17 protein-coding genes are annotated in these 17,321 nt (G+C 76.1%); 7 read left to right on the top strand and 10 right to left on the bottom strand.

The window, feature by feature from the left end; all coding sequences use genetic code 11:
- Positions 1-89 precede the first annotated feature (89 nt).
- The 4 genes from ACW0Q9_RS19785 to ACW0Q9_RS19770 all read right to left on the bottom strand — a co-directional run bounded on the left by ACW0Q9_RS19785 (position 90) and on the right by ACW0Q9_RS19770 (position 1,974).
- A complete protein-coding gene (locus ACW0Q9_RS19785; protein WP_456183389.1) occupies positions 90-608 on the bottom strand; it encodes a DUF6286 domain-containing protein in 519 nt (172 codons plus the stop codon).
- 28 nt (positions 609-636) lie between these two features.
- On the bottom strand, positions 637-1,044 hold the full coding sequence (locus tag ACW0Q9_RS19780; protein WP_456183387.1) for an Asp23/Gls24 family envelope stress response protein: 408 nt from the start codon (positions 1,042-1,044) through the stop codon (positions 637-639).
- Positions 1,045-1,055: 11 nt separating this feature from the next.
- The gene (locus ACW0Q9_RS19775) at positions 1,056-1,304 is read right to left on the bottom strand and encodes a hypothetical protein (protein ID WP_456183385.1); all 249 of its coding nucleotides are present in this window, start codon (positions 1,302-1,304) and stop codon (positions 1,056-1,058) included.
- Between the two features lie 82 nt (positions 1,305-1,386).
- A complete protein-coding gene (locus ACW0Q9_RS19770; protein ID WP_456183383.1) occupies positions 1,387-1,974 on the bottom strand; it encodes a GNAT family N-acetyltransferase in 588 nt (195 codons plus the stop codon).
- A 124-nt stretch (positions 1,975-2,098) separates the two neighbouring features.
- On the opposite strand from ACW0Q9_RS19770, the gene ACW0Q9_RS19765 reads away from it, so the two are divergent.
- Positions 2,099-2,965, top strand: a complete 867-nt coding sequence (locus ACW0Q9_RS19765) for a hypothetical protein (protein ID WP_456183381.1) — start codon at positions 2,099-2,101, stop codon at positions 2,963-2,965.
- A 267-nt stretch (positions 2,966-3,232) separates the two neighbouring features.
- Positions 3,233-4,582 carry a hypothetical protein gene (locus ACW0Q9_RS19760; RefSeq protein ID WP_456183379.1) on the top strand — a complete coding sequence of 450 codons (1,350 nt, stop codon included), beginning with the start codon at positions 3,233-3,235 and terminating at the stop codon, positions 4,580-4,582.
- Between the two features lie 133 nt (positions 4,583-4,715).
- Here the strand turns inward: ACW0Q9_RS19760 and ACW0Q9_RS19755 are convergent, their stop codons facing one another.
- Together ACW0Q9_RS19755 and ACW0Q9_RS19750 are read right to left on the bottom strand one after the other, a co-directional pair.
- Complete coding sequence (locus ACW0Q9_RS19755; protein WP_456183377.1) at positions 4,716-5,540, bottom strand: hypothetical protein; 825 nt, start codon at positions 5,538-5,540, stop codon at positions 4,716-4,718.
- Positions 5,541-5,710: 170 nt separating this feature from the next.
- Positions 5,711-6,058, bottom strand: coding sequence for a histone-like nucleoid-structuring protein Lsr2 (locus ACW0Q9_RS19750; RefSeq protein ID WP_456183391.1), 348 nt, complete (start codon positions 6,056-6,058; stop codon positions 5,711-5,713).
- Between the two features lie 246 nt (positions 6,059-6,304).
- On the opposite strand from ACW0Q9_RS19750, the gene lon reads away from it, so the two are divergent.
- Positions 6,305-8,641: an endopeptidase La gene (gene lon / locus ACW0Q9_RS19745; protein WP_456183375.1), complete on the top strand. Its 2,337-nt coding sequence runs from the start codon at positions 6,305-6,307 to the stop codon at positions 8,639-8,641.
- A 54-nt stretch (positions 8,642-8,695) separates the two neighbouring features.
- On the opposite strand, the gene ACW0Q9_RS19740 is transcribed toward lon, so the two are convergent.
- Entirely contained in the window at positions 8,696-10,501 is a 1,806-nt protein-coding gene (locus tag ACW0Q9_RS19740) for a DEAD/DEAH box helicase (protein WP_456183373.1), read from the bottom strand.
- A 75-nt stretch (positions 10,502-10,576) separates the two neighbouring features.
- Complete coding sequence (locus tag ACW0Q9_RS19735) at positions 10,577-11,404, bottom strand: hypothetical protein (protein WP_456183371.1); 828 nt, start codon at positions 11,402-11,404, stop codon at positions 10,577-10,579.
- Between the two features lie 133 nt (positions 11,405-11,537).
- Between ACW0Q9_RS19735 and ACW0Q9_RS19730 the strand changes: the two genes are divergently transcribed.
- A complete protein-coding gene (locus ACW0Q9_RS19730; RefSeq protein ID WP_456183369.1) occupies positions 11,538-12,680 on the top strand; it encodes a sensor histidine kinase in 1,143 nt (380 codons plus the stop codon).
- Positions 12,677-13,282 (top strand): response regulator, encoded by a 606-nt coding sequence (locus ACW0Q9_RS19725; RefSeq protein WP_456183367.1) that lies wholly within the window; start codon positions 12,677-12,679, stop codon positions 13,280-13,282. The genes ACW0Q9_RS19730 and ACW0Q9_RS19725 overlap by 4 nt, the downstream gene beginning before the upstream one ends.
- A 10-nt stretch (positions 13,283-13,292) precedes the next feature.
- On the opposite strand, the gene ACW0Q9_RS19720 is transcribed toward ACW0Q9_RS19725, so the two are convergent.
- On the bottom strand, positions 13,293-13,721 hold the full coding sequence (locus tag ACW0Q9_RS19720) for a nucleoside deaminase (protein ID WP_456183365.1): 429 nt from the start codon (positions 13,719-13,721) through the stop codon (positions 13,293-13,295).
- Between the two features lie 57 nt (positions 13,722-13,778).
- Between ACW0Q9_RS19720 and ACW0Q9_RS19715 the strand changes: the two genes are divergently transcribed.
- Positions 13,779-14,312, top strand: coding sequence for a 2'-5' RNA ligase family protein (locus ACW0Q9_RS19715; protein ID WP_456183363.1), 534 nt, complete (start codon positions 13,779-13,781; stop codon positions 14,310-14,312).
- A gap of 57 nt (positions 14,313-14,369) precedes the next feature.
- Here ACW0Q9_RS19715 and ACW0Q9_RS19710 read toward each other — a convergent pair whose 3' ends face one another.
- A complete protein-coding gene (locus tag ACW0Q9_RS19710; RefSeq protein ID WP_456183361.1) occupies positions 14,370-16,580 on the bottom strand; it encodes a family 43 glycosylhydrolase in 2,211 nt (736 codons plus the stop codon).
- A gap of 128 nt (positions 16,581-16,708) precedes the next feature.
- Here ACW0Q9_RS19710 and ACW0Q9_RS19705 point away from each other — a divergent pair.
- Positions 16,709-17,321 (top strand): ArsR/SmtB family transcription factor (locus ACW0Q9_RS19705; RefSeq protein ID WP_456183359.1); only part of this gene is annotated, 613 nt, incomplete at its 3' end.

Below are 17,321 nucleotides of genomic sequence, written 5' to 3'. Positions count from 1 at the left end.
GTAGAGCCGGCCCACCGCCGACGCGGTGCCGCCCGCCGCCACCAGGACCAGTGCGAGCACCGTCCAGAGCAGCCGGTGGGCGGCGTTGCTCACGGCGCCCGCCGGGCGGGGACGAGCCGGACCTCGATCGGGTCGCGGTGGGGGGCGGTCAGCCGGTCCAGCTCCCGGCGCAGCGCGAACTCGACGTCGGCCCGGGCCGCCGGGTCGCCGGTGGCGGTCACCCGGGGTCGCCAGGCGTCTCCCCGCCGGCGGACGCGCACCCGGGCCCGGCGGACGCTCGGCACCGACCGGACCGCCCGGGCCAGCCGCCGCTCCACCGAGCGGCGGTGCAGGTGCCAGCCGTCGTCGTCGGCGAGCCGGAGCCGGGTCGGCCGCCAGGGGCGCAGCTCCGCAACGAGCAGCAGCAGGCCGAGCAGGGTGACACCGGCGGCGATCGCCCGCACCGGGGCGTCCCGCCAGCGGACGGTGGTCAGCGTGGCCGGCCACCCGCCGGGCAGCGGCCCGGGGCGGCCCAGCGCGACGAGCAGCCCTTCGACGGCCACCAGCACCCCGCCGGACAGCAGGGCCACGGCCAGCAGCAGCGTGGCGACCCGGTTCACCGTGCGCACGTCGTGCTCCGCCCGCCGGCCCCGGCGCTCACGTCGCCTCCCGCGGGTCGGTCCCGGGGCTCCTGGCCCGGTCCCGGTCGCGCCGCCCGGCCCCCGGATGGTCCCGGCCGGTCGGCGGGACCGTCGCCTCGCCCGGCACGCGCAGGTCCACCACCGTGACGGTGACCGACTCGACGGTCCGCCCGGTGTGCGCCTCGATCCGGGCGGCGACCCGGCGACGGACCGCCTCGGCCACCACGGCCAGCGGCGCGCCGTGGTCGACCACGAGGTCCAGGTCGACCCGGACGGCGGCGCCGTCGACGCGGACCGTGGCCACCGGGCCGCTGACCGCCGGGGTACGCCGCGCCGCCTCCTCGGCGAGTCCGGCGGCCCGCTCCTCCGAACCGGGTTTCAGCGCGGGTGGGGCGGTGGCGCGCCGGGCCAGGATGCCGGTCATCGCGGACCGCCTCAGCGGCGCCGGCCGGCGATGGCCCGGCCGGCGACGGCCCGGCCGGCGACGGCCCGGTCAGCGATGGCCCGGCCTGCGATAGCCCGGTCGGCGAGCCCGGACACGGTGACGTCCCCGTCGCGGACCCGGGCCAGCAGCCAGCCGACCAGTCCGGCCACGGTGGCGGCGGCGGCCGCCCCGGCACCGCCCAGCGCCCAGACCGCGACCACCAGGAATCCGGCGAGGAAGCCGAACTGCCCGCGCGTCATGCCCCACCTCCGCTCCGCCGCGACCGACCGGACCGGCGGGGCGTACCCGTTTCCGGGCCGTACAGTCCTCCGGCCGCGCCGGTCAGCCGGCCGGTGGCGGATCGGTGGCCCGCCGGCGCGCGGCCCACTCCGCGCGCGTCAGCGCGTACTCCACCTCGCCGTGTTCCGAGCCGGGGATCGCCTCCGGCCAGTCCTGGTGGAACGTCCGCCGGTACGCCAGCCCGGCCTTCTCCATGACCCGGCGGGACCCGGCGTTGACCGCCATGGTGGTCGCCACCACCCGCTCGACGCCGAGCGCGGTGAAGCCGTGGTCGACGAGCGCCCGGGCGCCCTCGGTGGCGTACCCGGCGCCCCAGGCGGCCCGGCGCAGCCGGTAGCCCAGCTCGACCTCGCGGGGGTCGCCGTCGCCGAGCGCGCGGAACTCGAACCAGCCCAGGAAGGCGCCGTCGGCCCGCCGCTCCACCGCCCACCAGCCGAGCCCGGGCGGCCGGCGGTACGCGGCAAGGATGGCGGGCAGCACCCGGTCCCGTACCTCGCCGGCCGGGGTGGGCCGCCCGCCGGTCAGGTAACGCATCACGGCCGGGTCGCCGTCCAGCTCGGTCAGGAGCGGGGCGTCGTCCGGGGTGAACTCGCGCAGCACCAGCCGTTCGGTGGTCAGGAAGATCCTCACGCGGCCGATTCCACCGGCCCTCGGTCGGTCCGGGCAACCGGATTCCCCCGCACCGCCGAGGCGGCCGCCATGATCGACGCCCTAGACTCGGGCGTCGACACCAGCGACGGATGGATCTGGCGAGATGACGAGCACCGGCGGCGTGGCCACCTCCTGGCTGCGTCCGATCCCGCCCGGGGTCGCGCCGCAGCTCACCCGCGCCGGCCAGGTCGGGTACCCCGACCGGCGGCTCGGCGAGCTGGTGCAGGGCCGGCCGCCGGGGGTCACCGGGCACCAGTGGAGCACCGCCGGTCGGGAGGGCTTCGACCAGGTCGTCTGCGCCGCCGACACCAGCCTGCCGCTGTTCGCCGTGCAGTTCGCCGCGCCCGCGCCCGCCGGGTCGCCGGCCCGCCGGGCCGAGCGGATGACCAGCGCGGTCTGCGCGGCGGTCGGCCTGCCGCTGCTGCGGGTCGAGTCACCCACGTTGCGCGGCGCCGAGCACGCCCGCCGCCTCGTCGAGTACGTCATCGACGCGCGCGGCTACGCCGCCGGCACCGACCCGGACACCGGCGACGCCGTCGGGTTCCGGGACATCGTCGGCCGGCTCCCGGACGGCCGGCGCGGGCCGGTCAACGACCTCGGGGCGCTGACCCGGGCCGCCACCGTCGAGGCGTACGTGGAGCGCCGGCTGGCCGACCCGATCGTCCGGGGGCTGCACGTGCGGTGGGCGGACGGCCCGGCCGAGGGCTGGAGCTGGGTCGAGGTGCGGCCCGGGCGGTGCCTCGTCGAGCGGGTGCAGTTGGCCGCGCAGCGCTTCTCCTGCGGCGTGGACCCGGGCCGGCTCGCCGAGGACCTGGCCGTCGTGGCGGTCGGGGAGCGGCTGCGCGACCTGGACGGCGCCGCGCCGTCCCTGGTGGACCGGGACGAGTTGCGCGGGCAGATCCGACGGCTCGCCGCCCGGCGCGACGAGTTCGAGGGCGGCTTCGCCTTCGACCACCTCTGCGCCGACTGACCGGCCCTTCTCGGGCCGCCGGCCGGCCCCGCGGAGGTTTCCGCGAATTCTTCCGATCCCCGGTTGAACCCTCGCCGCCCTCGCTCCGTACCTAAGCGGGAATGGACGCAGATCTTCCCCGCCGCGCCGGACGGCGCGGGGACGGTGCGGAAAGGGCATCGTCGGTCATCGACGTGCGGCCGGAACGTCGCAGTGATCCTCACCCCGAATTCCATCGGTCCGCCGGGGTCACCAGTCAACTACCGGATCGAGAAGGAGAGCAATTCGATGCGCAGGTCCACACGGGCGCGCCGGTCATCCGGTAACGCGCGGAGCAAGCGTCTGCTGGCCGTGGTCGGCACGCTCGCGGTCTTCGGCGGAATCGTCGCCGTCACCCAGATCTCGTCCGCCCAGGACCGGCGGACCACCGTCCGTACCGCCTCGGCGTCCTGCGTGGCCGCGAGCCCGGGGGCCACCGCGCCGGACGGCCGGGGGAGCACCACCCGGACCTGGCAGAACGGCCGCTGGGTACGCAACCACTGGGGGGACGGGCAGATGTCCGCCGCCGAGTGCCAGCAGACCAAGGGGGGCGGCGCGGGCGCCGGGACCCCGACCGTGGCCTGCCCGGACGTGCGGAGCCGGCTGCCGCAGGTGCCCGACCGGGCGCGCGCCGAGGTGGACCGCAACCTCGCCCTGCTGGACGGCCAGATCGCCGAGGCCAACCGGCGGCTCGCGGCGGACGGCCGCAACGGCGGTGACTTCATCAACAACGCCATCCTGCGGCCGCTCGCCGAGAAGCGGACCGCGACGTTGAACCGGATCGCCACGGCCATCGGCCGGGTCGCCCAGCGCCCCGAGGGCCTGGACCAGTTGGCGCAGTGCGCCCTCGCCGACAACGCCCAGAACGGCGGCCAGAACGGTGGTCAGACCGGCGGACAGAACGGCGGTCAGAACGGCGGTCAGAATGGCGGTCAGACCGGGGGTCCGACCGCGGGTCCGACCGGCGGGAACAACAACGGCGGCCAGACCGGCGGAAACAACAACGGTGGCCAGAACGGCGGGAACAACGGCGGCCAGAACGGCGGCAACAACGGCCTGAACGTGCTCGCCAAGGACTGCGCCAACAGCCGGCTCCAGGCGCACGACGGTTTCCAGAACGGGAACCGCTGCGTGAGCACCGCGTTCGGTGAGGTCGGGGCCGCCGCGAACAATCCCTCGCTGCTGATCACGCAGTTCCCGAACCGGGTCCAGCGCAACCAGCCGTTCACCCTCCGGGTCACCACCCGCAACCTGGTGCGCGACCGCTTCCTCGCCGCCGGCCAGGGCGGCTACTACCTGGAGAGTTCGCTCCTCAACGACCAGGGCCTCGTACGCGGCCACTTCCACACCGCGTGCCGGATGCTCGACAGCACCCGGCAGCCGCCGAACCCGCAGGACGTGCCGGCGTTCTTCGTCGCCACCGAGGACGGCCGGGGCAGCGAGCAGCCGGACGACGTGCAGATCCAGATCCCGGGCCTGCCGGAGTCGGGGCTGGCGCAGTGCGCGGTCTGGGCCGGTGACGGGTCGCACCGCATTCCGATGATGGAGCGGGCCAACCAGACCCCCGCCTTCGACGTGGTGCGGATCCGGGTCAACTGATTACCGACGGCCGGAGCCGCCCGGGATGCCCCGGGCGGCTCCGGCCGTTCCGTGGGTTGATCATGACGTTGGCCGTGACGAATCGGGCGAATCGCAGCGCTAACCTCATGATCAACGCGGTTCGGGCACCTCGTCAGCGGCCGGGCGCCAGGTGGGTGCAGTGCGCGACCGTGGCGTCGTCGGGGAGCGGGGCGTCGGGGGCCGCCGAGGTGCTGGCCTCGGCCTCCCGGACGCGGCGGACGATCTCGGCCGGCCCGTCGGCGGCGAGCAGGTCCAGCACGCCGCGCCAGCCGGTCAGGCCGTACGGGTTGACGATGCGGCTGGCGCCGTTGCTGAGCAGCGCGACGGCCGCCAGGTCGTGCAGTGGCCGGCTGCCGGTCACCGCCTCCTCCGCCGCGCGCGGGTCGTCCTTGGCGAGCCAGTAGCCGCCCGGCTGGTTCCGGCGGGCCCGCAGCGCCTCGACGCACGAGGCCCGGACGCTGTCGTGCTCCGGTGTTCCCGGCGGAACGCCGTCCAGGGGCGCCGAGCAGACGCGCCTGGCGGTGACCTCGCGCTCGTCGGTGACGACCTGCGGGTCACCGCCGACCTGGTCGAGGACCAGGAAGGAGTCCGCGAGCAGGAGATGGTCCAGGCGGCCCCGGTGGGCGCGGACGATCAGCACGGTCGCCTGCGGGCTGCCCGGGTCCGTGACGTCGCAGGTGCCGCCGTGCTCGGCCGCGATCTCGTCGATCGTGTCGGCGAGGATCGCCGTCAGGTCCCGCCCGTCGTCACGCGACAGCCGACCGAGCAGCGCCCCGCCGAGGCGGTGCGTGTACCAGGCGACGCCGTGGGAGCAGATCGACTCCGTTCCGGGGATGCCGGCGCCGTCGAGCAGCACCGCGGCGCCGGGCACCGCGCCGACGAAGTCCTCGTTCGGCCGGCCGGCCCGGCCGGCGCTGGTCGCCATGCTGACGCGCACCGAGGGCTCCCAGGCGGTCGGGGATCGCCGCGTCCCGGAGGGGCGACGCGGGATGAAGTCGGCTGCCGGGATTCCCCGCCCGGCTGAAAATTGTTAACGACGGGAAAAGCCAGCCGGGGCCAGCCGATTTCTCAGCGTGACCCCGGGGTGCCCGACGGTGAACCGGAGGTTCAGCGGTTCTTGTAGGCCTCCACCACCGAGACGGGGATGCGGCCCCGCTCGGAAATCTCGTAGCCGTTCTTGGCGGCCCATTCCCGGATGGCGCGGTTCTGCTCGCGGTCCATTCCCGAGGTGCTCGGCCGGGTCGCGCCACGCGGCGCGCGACCGGCCTCCACCGGGCCGCGACCGATCCGCCTGCCAGCGCTGATGTACGGGTCCAGCGCCTTGCGCAGGACGCCGGCGTTCTCGTCGGAGACGTCGATCGTGTATGCCACGCCGTCCAGGCTGAACTCGACGGTCCGATCGGCCTTTCCGCCGTCGAGGTCGTCGGTCAGAACGGTGATTACTTTCCTTGCCATCGCCATTACTCCCTGTGTCGGGCGGGGTGTGGCTACGAGTTTGACGTATCTCGTGGCAATTTCGCAACAATACCCGCCCTTCGCCATTCGGCGGGTCGGGATATCGCGGCGGCGGCAAATGGGCGTTCACACGCGGCGGCGCGCCGGAGGGCGCCGGTGGAGTGGCGTGGGTCACAAGCTGGAACAAGGGAGACGGTTTGTTACTTGAGCCTGACACGCTCAACTCAACGTGATAGCAGGTGTTCGATGGCAACTCTTCCGGTACTTCCTCTGACCGACGCCGTCCTGCTGCCCGGCATGGTCATCCCGGTGACCCTCGACCCGACCACCCAGGCCGCGGTCGACGCGGCCCGCGCCACCGGGGACAAGCGCTTGCTCGCCGTGCCGCGCCTCGACGGCGAGTACGGCTCGGTCGGCGTGATCGCCACCATCGAGAAGGTGGGCCGGCTGCCCAGCGGCGAGCCGGCCGCCGTGGTCCGCGGCCTCGCCCGGGCCCGGATCGGCTCCGGCGTGCCCGGACCGGGCGCCGCCCTCTGGGTCGAGGCGACCACCCTCGACGAACCCGCCCCGGCCGGCCGGGCCCGGGAGCTCGCCCGCGAGTACCGCGCGCTGATGACCTCGGTCCTTCAGGAGCGCGGCGCGTGGCAGGTCATCGACGCCATGGAGCGGATGACCGACCTCTCCGAGCTGGCCGACGCCGCCGGCTACGCGCCGTGGCTGACCCTGGCGCAGAAGACCGAGCTGCTCGCCGCCCCGGACGTCACCGCCCGGCTGGAGCTGCTGGTCGGCTGGGTGAAGGACCACCTGGCCGAGCAGGAGGTCACCGAGCGGATCAACAGCGACGTCCGCGAGGGGCTGGAGAAGTCGCAGCGCGAGTTCCTGCTCCGCCAGCAGCTCGCCGCGATCCGCAAGGAGCTCGGCGAGGACGAGCCGGACGGCTCCGCCGACTACCGCTCCCGCGTCGAGTCCGCCGACCTGCCCGAGAAGGTCCGCGAGGCGGCCCTGCGCGAGGTCGGCAAGCTGGAGCGGGCCAGCGACGCCTCCCCGGAGGCGGGCTGGATCCGGACCTGGCTGGACACCGTCCTCGAGATGCCGTGGAACACGCGTACCGAGGACAACACCGACCTGGCCGCGGCGCGTGCGGTGCTCGACGCCGACCACGCCGGCCTGGCCGACGTGAAGGACCGCATCCTGGAGTACCTGGCCGTACGCAACCGGCGCGCCGAGCGCAACCTCGGCGTGGTCGGCGGTCGCGGCTCCGGTGCGGTGCTCGCCCTGGCCGGCCCGCCCGGCGTCGGCAAGACCAGCCTCGGCGAGTCCGTGGCGCGGGCGCTCGGCCGCAACTTCGTCCGGGTCTCCCTCGGCGGCGTCCGCGACGAGGCGGAGATCCGCGGCCACCGGCGCACCTACGTCGGCGCGCTGCCCGGCCGGATCGTCCGCGCGCTGCGCGAGGCCGGCTCGATGAACCCGGTGGTGCTCCTCGACGAGGTCGACAAGCTGGCCGTCGGCTACTCCGGCGACCCGGCCGCGGCCCTGCTGGAGGTGCTCGACCCGGCGCAGAACCACACCTTCCGGGACCACTACCTGGAGGTCGACCTCGACCTGTCCGACGTGCTGTTCCTGGCCACCGCCAACGTGGTGGAGAGCATCCCCGGCCCGCTGCTGGACCGGATGGAGCTGGTCACCCTGGACGGCTACACCGAGGACGAGAAGGTGGCCATCGCCCGCGACCACCTGCTGCCCCGGCAGCGGGAGCGGGCCGGGCTGACCGCCGACGAGGTCACCGTGGCCGACGAGGCGCTGGCGCTCATCGCGGGTGAGTACACCCGGGAGGCGGGCGTCCGGCAGCTGGAGCGGGCCCTGGCCAAGATCCTGCGCAAGGTCACCGTGGCACTGGCGTCCGACCCGGCGCCGGTCCGCGTCGACACCGACAACCTCGCCCGCTACCTGGGCCGGCCCAAGTTCACCCCGGAGTCGGCCGAGCGGACGGCGGTGCCCGGCGTGGCCACCGGCCTGGCGGTCACCGGCGCCGGCGGCGACGTGCTCTTCATCGAGGCCACCAGCATGGAGGGCGAGCCGGGGCTGACCCTCACCGGCCAGCTCGGCGACGTGATGAAGGAGTCGGCGCACATCGCGCTGTCCTACCTGCGCTCCAACGGGCGACGCCTCGGCATCGACCCGAACGCCCTCGCCGGGCGGCGGATCCACGTGCACTTCCCGGCGGGCGCGGTGCCCAAGGACGGCCCGAGCGCCGGGATCACCATGGTCACCGCGCTGGCGTCGCTGGTGACCGGCCGGCCGGTCCGGCCGGAGTTCGGGATGACCGGCGAGGTGACCCTCTCCGGCCGGGTGCTGCCCATCGGAGGCGTGAAGCAGAAGCTGCTCGCCGCCCACCGGGCCGGGCTGACCGAGGTGATCATCCCGAAGCGCAACGAGCCGGACCTGGACGACCTGCCCACCGAGGTCCGCGAGGCGCTGACCATCCACACCCTCGCCGACGTCGCCGACGTGCTCGCCCTGGCGCTGCGCCCGGCCGAGGTCGACGCGGAGACCCTGGGCGGCCAGCCGCTCGCCGCGGCCTGACCACCTGACACGCCGAGGCCCCCGGTCCACCCGGACCGGGGGCCTCGGCCGTGCTCACCAGCGGTCCCGGCGCTCCCGCCGCTCCCCACCGTCGCCATCCCGGCCGCGCCGCTCCCGGCGGTCACCGTCGACACGGCGCTCGCCGCCGCCCTCGCCGTCCCGGTCCCGGTCCCGGCGCACGGTGGCCTTGCGGCCCTTGATGGTGCTGCCGCGCAGCCCCTGGATCACCTCGTCGGCTACGCCGTACGGGACCTCCACCAGGGAGAACCGGTCGGCGATCTCGATCGAGCCGATGTCCCGGCCGCTGACCCCGGTCTCCCCGGTGATCGCCCCGACGAGGTCCTGCGGGCGCACCCCGGCGCGCCGGCCCAGCCCGATGAAGACCTGCGTCGTCCCCCCGGCGCGGGGACGCGCGCCGCCGCGTCGCTCCCGGCCCTCGTAGCCCGGTCGGGGCTCCCGGGGCGCGCGGACCGCGACCTGCGGGATCTCCTCCTCCTCGTCGGCCGTGCCGGGCAGGGTGGCCTCGTGGGCCAGCCGCACCGCGGCCAGCGCGACCTCCATGAGGTCGAACTCGTCGGTCAGCGACTCGACGATCGCCCGGAACGGCTCCAGGTCGTCCTCCAGCAGCGACTCCCGGAGCGCCGCCTGGGTCAGCTCCAGCCGCCGGGTACGCAGGTCCGCCACCGTGGGGATCTTGTCGACCGCGATCCGCTGCCCGGTGACCCGCTCGATGGTCTTGAGCATCCGGTGCTCGCGCGGCTCGGCCAGCGTGATCGCCACGCCCTCCCGGCCGGCCCGGCCCACCCGGCCGATCCGGTGCACGTACGACTCGGGCGCCGACGGGACGTCGTAGTTGACCACGTGGGTGAGCTGCTCCACGTCCAGCCCGCGCGCCGCCACGTCGGTGGCCACCAGCAGGTCGGCGGTGCCCGACCGCAGCCGGCCCATCACCCGGTCCCGCTGCTCCTGGCTCATCCCGCCGTGCAGCGCCTCGGCGCGGTAGCCCCGGCCGTTCATGGTCTCGGTGAGCCGGTCCACCTCCTCCCGGCTGCGGCAGAACACGATCGCCGCGGTGGGCGACTCCACGTCCAGCACCCGGCCCAGCGCCGCCGGCTTGTGCGCCCGCGCGATGATGTACGCGCTCTGCCGCACCCGCGGCGCCTCGCCCGCGACCGGCCGCTCGCGCTCGATCTGGATGCGCACCGGGTCGGTCAGGTGCTGGCGGGCCAGCCCGTCGATCCGGGCCGGCATGGTGGCCGAGAAGAGCACGGTCTGCCGGCCCGCCGGGGCGTGCTCCAGGATCGCCTCGATGTCCTCGGCGAAGCCCATGTCGAGCATCTCGTCGGCCTCGTCCAGCACCACCGTGGCCAGCGCGCCCAGCCGCAGGGTGCCCCGGGCGATGTGGTCGAGCGCCCGGCCCGGGGTCGCCACGACCACGTCCACGCCGGCGTCCAGGGCGCGCAGCTGCCGGCCAATCGGCTGGCCGCCGTAGATCGGCAGCACCCGGGCGCCCAGGTCCTTGCCGTACCGGTGGAACGCCTCGGACACCTGCACCGCCAGCTCCCGGGTCGGCACCAGCACCAGCGACACCGGTTCCCCGCCGGGGCGATCGTCGGGCATCCGCTGCAGCAGCGGCAGGGCGAACGCCGCGGTCTTGCCGGTGCCGGTCGCCGCCTGCCCCAGCAGGTCCTGGCCGGCGAGCAGCGGCGGGATCGCCTCCCGCTGGATCGGGGTCGGCTCCTCGTAGCCGAGGGCGGCCAGCGCGTTCAGCAGCTCGGTGCGCAGCCCGAGGTCGGCGAAGGCGGCGGCCTCGTCCTCGGCGGGGTTGGCGGGATCGGTCGGGGCTGGTGCGGAACTCATGGGACAAGCCTTTCATCACCCCCACCCGGCCGTCGCGGCGACCGTCGCAAACCGTCGCCCCCGCCACGCCGCGGTTCACCCGGACAGGACGGCCAGCAGGACGGTCGACCCCACGACGGCGTCCAGCACCCCGCACCACTCCGCGTACCCCCGGGGCACCACCCGGCCGGTGCGGTGGTGCGCCAGGTCCCAGGCGGCGTGCCCGAGCCAGCCGAGCCCGACCAGCACTCCGGCGAGGCCGTCCCGCGCGAGCAGGGCGCCTCCGGCCAGCCCGCCCCAGCCGGCCAGCCCGGCGAGCTGCCACGGCAGGTTCCGGCGGTCGCCCCACTGCCGCCGCCAGGTGCCGATGAGCAGGTAACCGGCGGGCAGCACCAGCAGCGTCCACGGGGAGAACACGGTCGGCGCGATCCAGAGGTCCACCGTCATGAGCAGGGCCAGCCCGGTCGGCCAGCGGCGCGCCAGGGCGGCGGCCACCGGATGGCGGCGGGCCGGCGCCGGGTGCGCGTGCCGGTGCCGCAGCGCCACCACCGCCATCGCCGGCAGCATCAGCAGGTGGCCGCCGAGCATCAGCGCGTCGTCCCCGACCAGCCCGGCCCACCAGGGCGGGAGCAGCAGCAGGAACGGGACGTACATGACGGCCACCATCTCGGCCGTGGCGGCCCACCCGTGGCCCCGGTGCCACATCCAGGCGGCCATGCCCAGCCCCATGTCCGTCGCCATCACCAGCGCGCCGACATCCGCCCGGGCCAGCACGTCCGCGCCGCCCAGCCACTCGGCGCCGGCCCGCCACAGCGGGCCGAGCAGCAGCATTCCGACCACCATCGCCACGACCATCCCGGCCACGTGGCCGGCCAGCCGTCGGGCGTCCGCTCGCAGCGGTGTCCGTACCGTCGTCTCGGTCATGCCCCGACCCTGCCGGCGCCCCGCGTACGGGACCAGGCGCGTCCGTCACCGGAAAACCGTGCGTCGCGCACGGGTGCGGCGTGACATTCCGCAGGGGTGAACCGGGCGGTCACCGGCCCTAGGATCGGCGGACATGACGGTCGACGCGGTGGACCGCCGGCTGCGGCGGGCCCGGCAGCTCACCCTGGTGTCGCTGGCGACGAACGTCGGGACCACCCTGCTGCTGCCCGGCGTCGGGCTGGCCCGGGAGCCGGACCCGCTGCGCCTGGCGCTCGGCGTGCTCGGGCTGGCCGGCTTCGCCGCCGCCCAGGCGGCGGTGCTGCACGCGGCGGTCACCCCCTGGCTCGCCGGGCGGGCCCGGCGCCGCCGGCACGCCGCGCTGGCGGTGGCCGCCCTGCTCAGCCTGCCGCTGGTCGGCCCGGTCGCCGCCGGCGCCTGGCCGACCTGGGCCTGGCTGGGCGCGTCCCTGGTCGGCATGTCCCCGCTGCTGTTCCGGCCGCTGCCCGCCCTGCTCGCGGCGGTGGCGGTGCTCGGCGCCTCGGCCGCCGTGACCCGGGCGACCGGCGGGCCGCTGCCCACCGCCCTGCTCGTCACCGGTGGCGTCGGCGTCGGGAGCGCCGCGGTCACCTGGCTCCAGGTGTGGTTCTGGGACCTGGTCGTCGAGGCCCGGCAGGGGCAGGAGGCCCGGGCCCGGCTCGCCGCCGCCGAGGAGCGGCTGCGCTTCGCCCGCGACGTGCACGACCTGCTCGGCCATGACCTCACCGTGATCGCGCTCAAGGCGGAGCTGGCCGAGCGGCTCGCACCCGTCGACGCCGCCCGGGCCGGGCGGGAGGCGGCCGAGGCGCGCCGGCTCGCCGGCTCCGCCCTGAGCCGGGTACGCGAGGCCGTGCACGGCTACCGCGCCGTCGACCTGGCCGAGCAACTAACCGCGGTGGGGGAGGTGCTCCGGTCCAGCGGGGTGCGCTGCACCGTGGTGCCGCCGGCCGGCGAGCTGCCCGCGCCGGTCGCCGCCGACCTGGCCGCCGTGCTGCGCGAGGCCGGGACGAACGTGCTGCGGCACAGCCGGGCCGACTGGTGCCGGATCGAGCTGACCCGGGAGGACGGCCTGGTGACGATGACCGTACGCAACGACGGCGCCGGTGGGACCGGCCCGGACGGGCTCAGCGGCGGGCTGCGCGGGCTGGCCGACCGCCTCGCCCCGGCCGGTGGCAGCGTCCGCGCGTACGCCGAGGACGGGGTGTTCCACCTGGTGGCGACCGTGCCGGTGGCCTCGTGATCCGGGTGCTGCTGGCCGACGACGAGGAGCTGATCCGGCTCGCCCTCGCGGCCCTGCTCGACCTGGAGCCGGACATCGAGGTGGTGGCGCACGCCGCCGACGGCCGCGCCGCCCTCGACGCGGCGCTGGCCCACCGCCCCGACGTGGCCGTGCTGGACCTGGAGATGCCGGCGCCCGGCGGGATCCAGGTCGCCGCCGAGCTGGCCCGCGTGCTGCCCGGCTGCGCCACGGTGATCCTCACCGGGCACGGCCGGCCCGCCCAGCTCCGGCCGGCGCTGACCGCGGGCGCGCGGGGGTTCCTGGCCAAGGGCGCGCCCGGCGGCGCGCTGGCCGACGTGATCCGCCGGGTGCACGCCGGCGCGCGGTACGTCGACCCGGCCCTCGCCGCCGACGCGCTGACCCTGCCCGAGTGCCCGCTCACCCCGCGCGAGCTGGAGACGCTGCGCCTGGCGGAGCTGGGCACCCCGGTCGCGGTGATCGCCCGGCGGACCCACCTGGCGGCCGGAACGGTCCGCAACCACCTGGCCGCGTGCGTGCAGAAGCTCGGCGCCGCCGACCGGGCCGAGGCGGTCCGGCGGGCCCGTGAGGCGGGCTGGCTCTGACCAAGCCGGCTCAGGCCGGCTGGACCGGTACCCGTGCCTCGTCGAACAGGGCCGGGCCGGCGTACGCCACCGGGGTGGCCGGGGGAGCGGGGCGCAGCCCGGCGAGCTGCTCGGCGCTGAGCGCGTAGACCACCCGGCCCAGGCCGGAGCGCTCGATGGCGGCGGCGCACATGCCGCACGGCTGGCAACTGGTGTAGAGGGTGGCCACGGCCGCCGCCTCCGGGGTGAGCTGCCGGGCCGCCCAGCGGGCCAGCTTCAGCTCCGGGTGGGCGGTGACGTCGCCGTCGGTCCGCTCGGTGTTGACCTCCTCGGCCAGCACCCGCCCGTCGGTGTCGACAAGCAGCGAACCGAACGGCCCGTCCCCGGCGGCCCGGGCGGCGGCGGCCAGCTCGACGGCCCGGCGCAGGTGGCGTTCGTCGGTCTCGGTCAGCGCGCTCATCCGGCCGGCATTCCCCACGGGACGCCGCCGCACACCGCCGGCGATTAGCCTGACGGCGTGCGTACGGTCGAACTGCTCTGCTCGCCGGAGCTGGAGGAGGCGGTACGGGCGGCCTGGGACCGGCTTGCCGCCGCCGGCCTGCCCAGCCTGGCCCGCAACACGCACCCGACCAACCGCCCGCACCTGACCCTCGCTTCGGTCGACGAGTTCCCGCCCGGCGCCGAGCAGCGCCTCGCCGACCTCTGCGACGCGGCGCTGCCGCTGCCGGCCCGGCTGGACCGGGTGGCGGTCCTCGACGGCAGCGCCCCGCTGGTCTGGCTGGTCCGCCCCGCGCCGCAGCTGATCGCCCTGCACGGCGCGGTCTGGGACGTGCTGGCCGGGGCGCCGGGGCCGCACCCGTGGCACCTGCCCGGGCGCTGGGTGCCGCACCTGAGCCTGGCGCTGCGGTTCCGCGACGCCGACCGCCGACGGGCCCGGGCGGTGGCCGGGCCGGACCGGCCGGGCGGGGAGTTCGTGGCCGCGCGCAGCTACGACAGCGACACCCGGACGGTCAGCGAGCTCACCCCGGCCTGCCCGCGCCCCGGCGCCTGACCGGGGCCGCACGGGTCAGCGGTGGAAACCGCAGCCGGACGGCCCCGGTCGCCCGGGTCAGCGGTGGAACCGCAGGTAGTCGAACTCCGCGGTCACCGCCGGGGTGGCGCCGCCGTGCGCGACGAGGCCGATCCTCGGTGTGGTGTCGGCCGGGAAGGTCCACACCGCGCCCCAGGTCCAGTGCGTGCCGTCCCGGCTGGACCCGGCCCGGAACTCGTGCTCGCCGGTGACCGGGTCGACGTGGTGGGCCAGTCGCAGCCAGGTGGTGGTGGCCGGGGTGCCGACGATGCTGCCGCCGTACACCGGCCGGCCGGCGAAGGGCAGCTCGTAGCCGTACTCGACCTGGCGGGTGTTCCAGATGGCCACCTGGGCCAGCCGGGCGAACCGGTCGTCGTCCACGTACGCCACCAGGCCCGCCTGCTGGTAGTTGCGCACGCTGTCCTCGCCCAGGTCGAGGGTCACCTTCGTCTCCGCGACGTAGTCGCCCGCGGGCGCGTCGCGCAGCAGCACCCCGGCGGTGTTGCCGGTGCCGACCAGGTCGGTCGACTCGACCGGCCAGCGCAGCGCGCCGCCGGTCACCGTGGCGGCCGGGTTGGGGCGGATCCACTGCCAGGCCGGGTCGAGCCCGTCGGTGAACTCGTCCGACCAGCCGGGCAGCAGCGGGCCGACGCGGGGCGGGGCGAGCGGGTGCCGGACCGGCCGGTACAGCCGGGCCGCGCTGACGTTGTCGAACTCGGCCGCGCCACCCTCGGCGCGCAGCGCGAGCGGGCCGGCCGCCGGCCGGGCCAGCGTCAGCGTCACCACGGCGAGCTGGTCGCCGAGGCGGGCCGGGCTCAGCTCGGCGACGAGCTGCCGGCCGCGTACCTCCACGGCCAGGTTGTGCCGGGCGGTGAGGTCCAGCCCGGCGGGCAGCGGCACGCTCGCCGTCGCGCCGCCGGCGTCCCGGGCGGTGAGCCGGCCGTCGCCGACCCGGACCTCCACCGCGCCGAGCCGCAGCCCGGCCGCGTCCGCGCCGGCCAGGCGCAGGTCTGCCTCGGCCCGTACGTCCCCGCCGAGCCCGGTCCGGGCGGTCAGCGTGCCGGTGCCCACCAGGACGCCGCCGCTCACCCGCCAGTCGCCCGCGCCGCCCCGCCAGCCGCCGAGGTCGGCGGTGTCGAAGCGGGCGTCGACCCGGCCGGTGGTGACCGGCGCGGGCCGGGGCCCGTCCGAGGGGCCGGCGCCGGCGTTGACGGTCGGCCAGCCGTCCACCCAGTCGAGGCGGTCCAGCAGCATCGGCCGCTCGTTGATCCCGAACGGCTCGTCCAGGTAGGGATCGGCCCGGTCGATCGCGTGGTAGGCGATCCAGTCCTGCCCGGACAGGTCGGTGACCACCGCGTGGTGCCCGGTGCCGATCCAGCGGTTGCCGTTCTGCGTGAGCACCGGCGTGCCGCCGGCCCGGGAGACGTCGAGCCGCTGGCCGTCCCGGTCCACGAACGGGCCGCGCGGGTCGCGCGCCCGGCCGACCTGCACTGAGTAGCCGGTGGCCGGCCCGGCGCAGCAGTTCGCGGTGGAGGCGAACAGCCAGTACCAGCCGTCGTGGCGCAGCACGTAGCTGCCCTCGAACTTGTTGTCGATGGCGACCATGGTGGCCGCGCCGACCGCGCGCAGCCCGTCGGCGGACAGCTCGGTGACCGAGACGCCGCCGTAGTAGCTGCCGTAGTACAGGTAGGACCGGCCGTCCACGTCGGTGAACTGGCTCGGGTCGATGGTCCACAGGTAACCGCCGCCCCCGCCGGGGCGCGGGGCGACCACGGGCGCGTCGGCGAACGTCCACGGCCCGGCCGGGGTGGGCGCGGTGGCCGCCCCGATCGCGGTGTCGAAGGTGTCGCCGGAGACGGTGGTGTCGGTGACGGTCACGTACATGACCCAGCGGCCGGCGACCCGGCGCACGTCGGGCGCCCAGAACGCCGCCCCGGGCGCGGCGAAGGACGGCCGCTGGTCCGGTGCGAAGGCGTCGCCCACGTAGGTCCAGTCGACCAGGTCGGCGGAGCGGGCGATCGGCACCCGGTGCGGCTGGCGTTCGCCCTCGCGCAGCGGGTCGGAGGTGCCGAAGGCGTACCAGAGGCCGTCGTCCCCGCGGACCACGGCCGGGTCGGCGAAGGTGTCGGCGAAGCCGGCCGACACCGGGTTCCGGTAGCGGTCGGCCGCGGCGGCGGGCGCGGCCGCCGCCGTGGTCAGCAACATCGTGAGTACGGCGGCGAGCACGCCGCCGCGGCGGAGGTGTCCCATCAGGCCTGCCTTGGAGGTAGACGGAGGTCACTGCGGTGCCTCCGTTTCTACAACGTTGGAGACAACGATGTAAAGAGCCGCTGCACCGGTCGGTGGGGACCGAAGCGTGTCCGTGCCAGCATTGCGGCATGACCACCCGCTCCGACGGCCACGCGCTGGCCGGGCTCGCCGCGCTGCTCGCCGACCCGACCCGGGCCGGCTTCTGCCTCGCCCTGCTCGACGGGCGGGCCTGGACGGCGGGCGAGCTGGCCCGGTCCGCCGGGGTGGCGCCGTCCACCGCGAGCGACCACCTCACCCGGCTGGTCCGCGGCGGGCTGCTGGCCGAGGAGCGGCAGGGCCGGCACCGGTACGTCCGCCTGGCCGACCCGTCGGTGGCCCAGCTCATCGAGGACCTGGCCGGCCGGGCGCCCGCCCCGGCGGCCCCGCCCCGCACGTTGCGCGCCGCGACGGCGCACACCTCCCTCGCGTACGCCCGGACCTGCTACGACCACCTGGCCGGCCGGCTCGGCGTGCTGCTGCACGACGCCCTGCTGGCCCGGGGCGTGCTCGACCGTGCCGGCGGCCTGGCGCTCACCCCGGCCGGGGTGGCCTGGCTGGACGACCTCGGTGTGCCCGTCGCGCCGCTGCGCGCCGCCCGGCGGCCACTGGTCCGGGACTGCCTGGACTGGACCGAGCGCCGCCCCCACCTGGCCGGCGCGCTGGGCGCCGCACTCTGCCGGCGCTTCCTCGACCTCGGCTGGA

The sequence above is a fragment of the Micromonospora sp. I033 genome (assembly GCF_053890995.1).
This window is presented reverse-complemented; position numbering and strand designations above follow the sequence as displayed.

Coding starts and splice junctions, on each gene's coding strand:
- ACW0Q9_RS19780 (WP_456183387.1), bottom strand. CDS start 1,044: ATGACCGGCATCCTGGCCCGGCGCGCCACCGCCCCACCCGCGCTGAAA.
- ACW0Q9_RS19775 (WP_456183385.1), bottom strand. CDS start 1,304: ATGACGCGCGGGCAGTTCGGCTTCCTCGCCGGATTCCTGGTGGTCGCG.
- ACW0Q9_RS19765 (WP_456183381.1), top strand. CDS start 2,099: ATGACGAGCACCGGCGGCGTGGCCACCTCCTGGCTGCGTCCGATCCCG.
- ACW0Q9_RS19760 (WP_456183379.1), top strand. CDS start 3,233: ATGCGCAGGTCCACACGGGCGCGCCGGTCATCCGGTAACGCGCGGAGC.
- ACW0Q9_RS19750 (WP_456183391.1), bottom strand. CDS start 6,058: ATGGCAAGGAAAGTAATCACCGTTCTGACCGACGACCTCGACGGCGGA.
- lon (WP_456183375.1), top strand. CDS start 6,305: ATGGCAACTCTTCCGGTACTTCCTCTGACCGACGCCGTCCTGCTGCCC.
- ACW0Q9_RS19740 (WP_456183373.1), bottom strand. CDS start 10,501: ATGAGTTCCGCACCAGCCCCGACCGATCCCGCCAACCCCGCCGAGGAC.
- ACW0Q9_RS19735 (WP_456183371.1), bottom strand. CDS start 11,404: ATGACCGAGACGACGGTACGGACACCGCTGCGAGCGGACGCCCGACGG.
- ACW0Q9_RS19730 (WP_456183369.1), top strand. CDS start 11,538: ATGACGGTCGACGCGGTGGACCGCCGGCTGCGGCGGGCCCGGCAGCTC.
- ACW0Q9_RS19720 (WP_456183365.1), bottom strand. CDS start 13,721: ATGAGCGCGCTGACCGAGACCGACGAACGCCACCTGCGCCGGGCCGTC.
- ACW0Q9_RS19710 (WP_456183361.1), bottom strand. CDS start 16,580: ATGGGACACCTCCGCCGCGGCGGCGTGCTCGCCGCCGTACTCACGATG.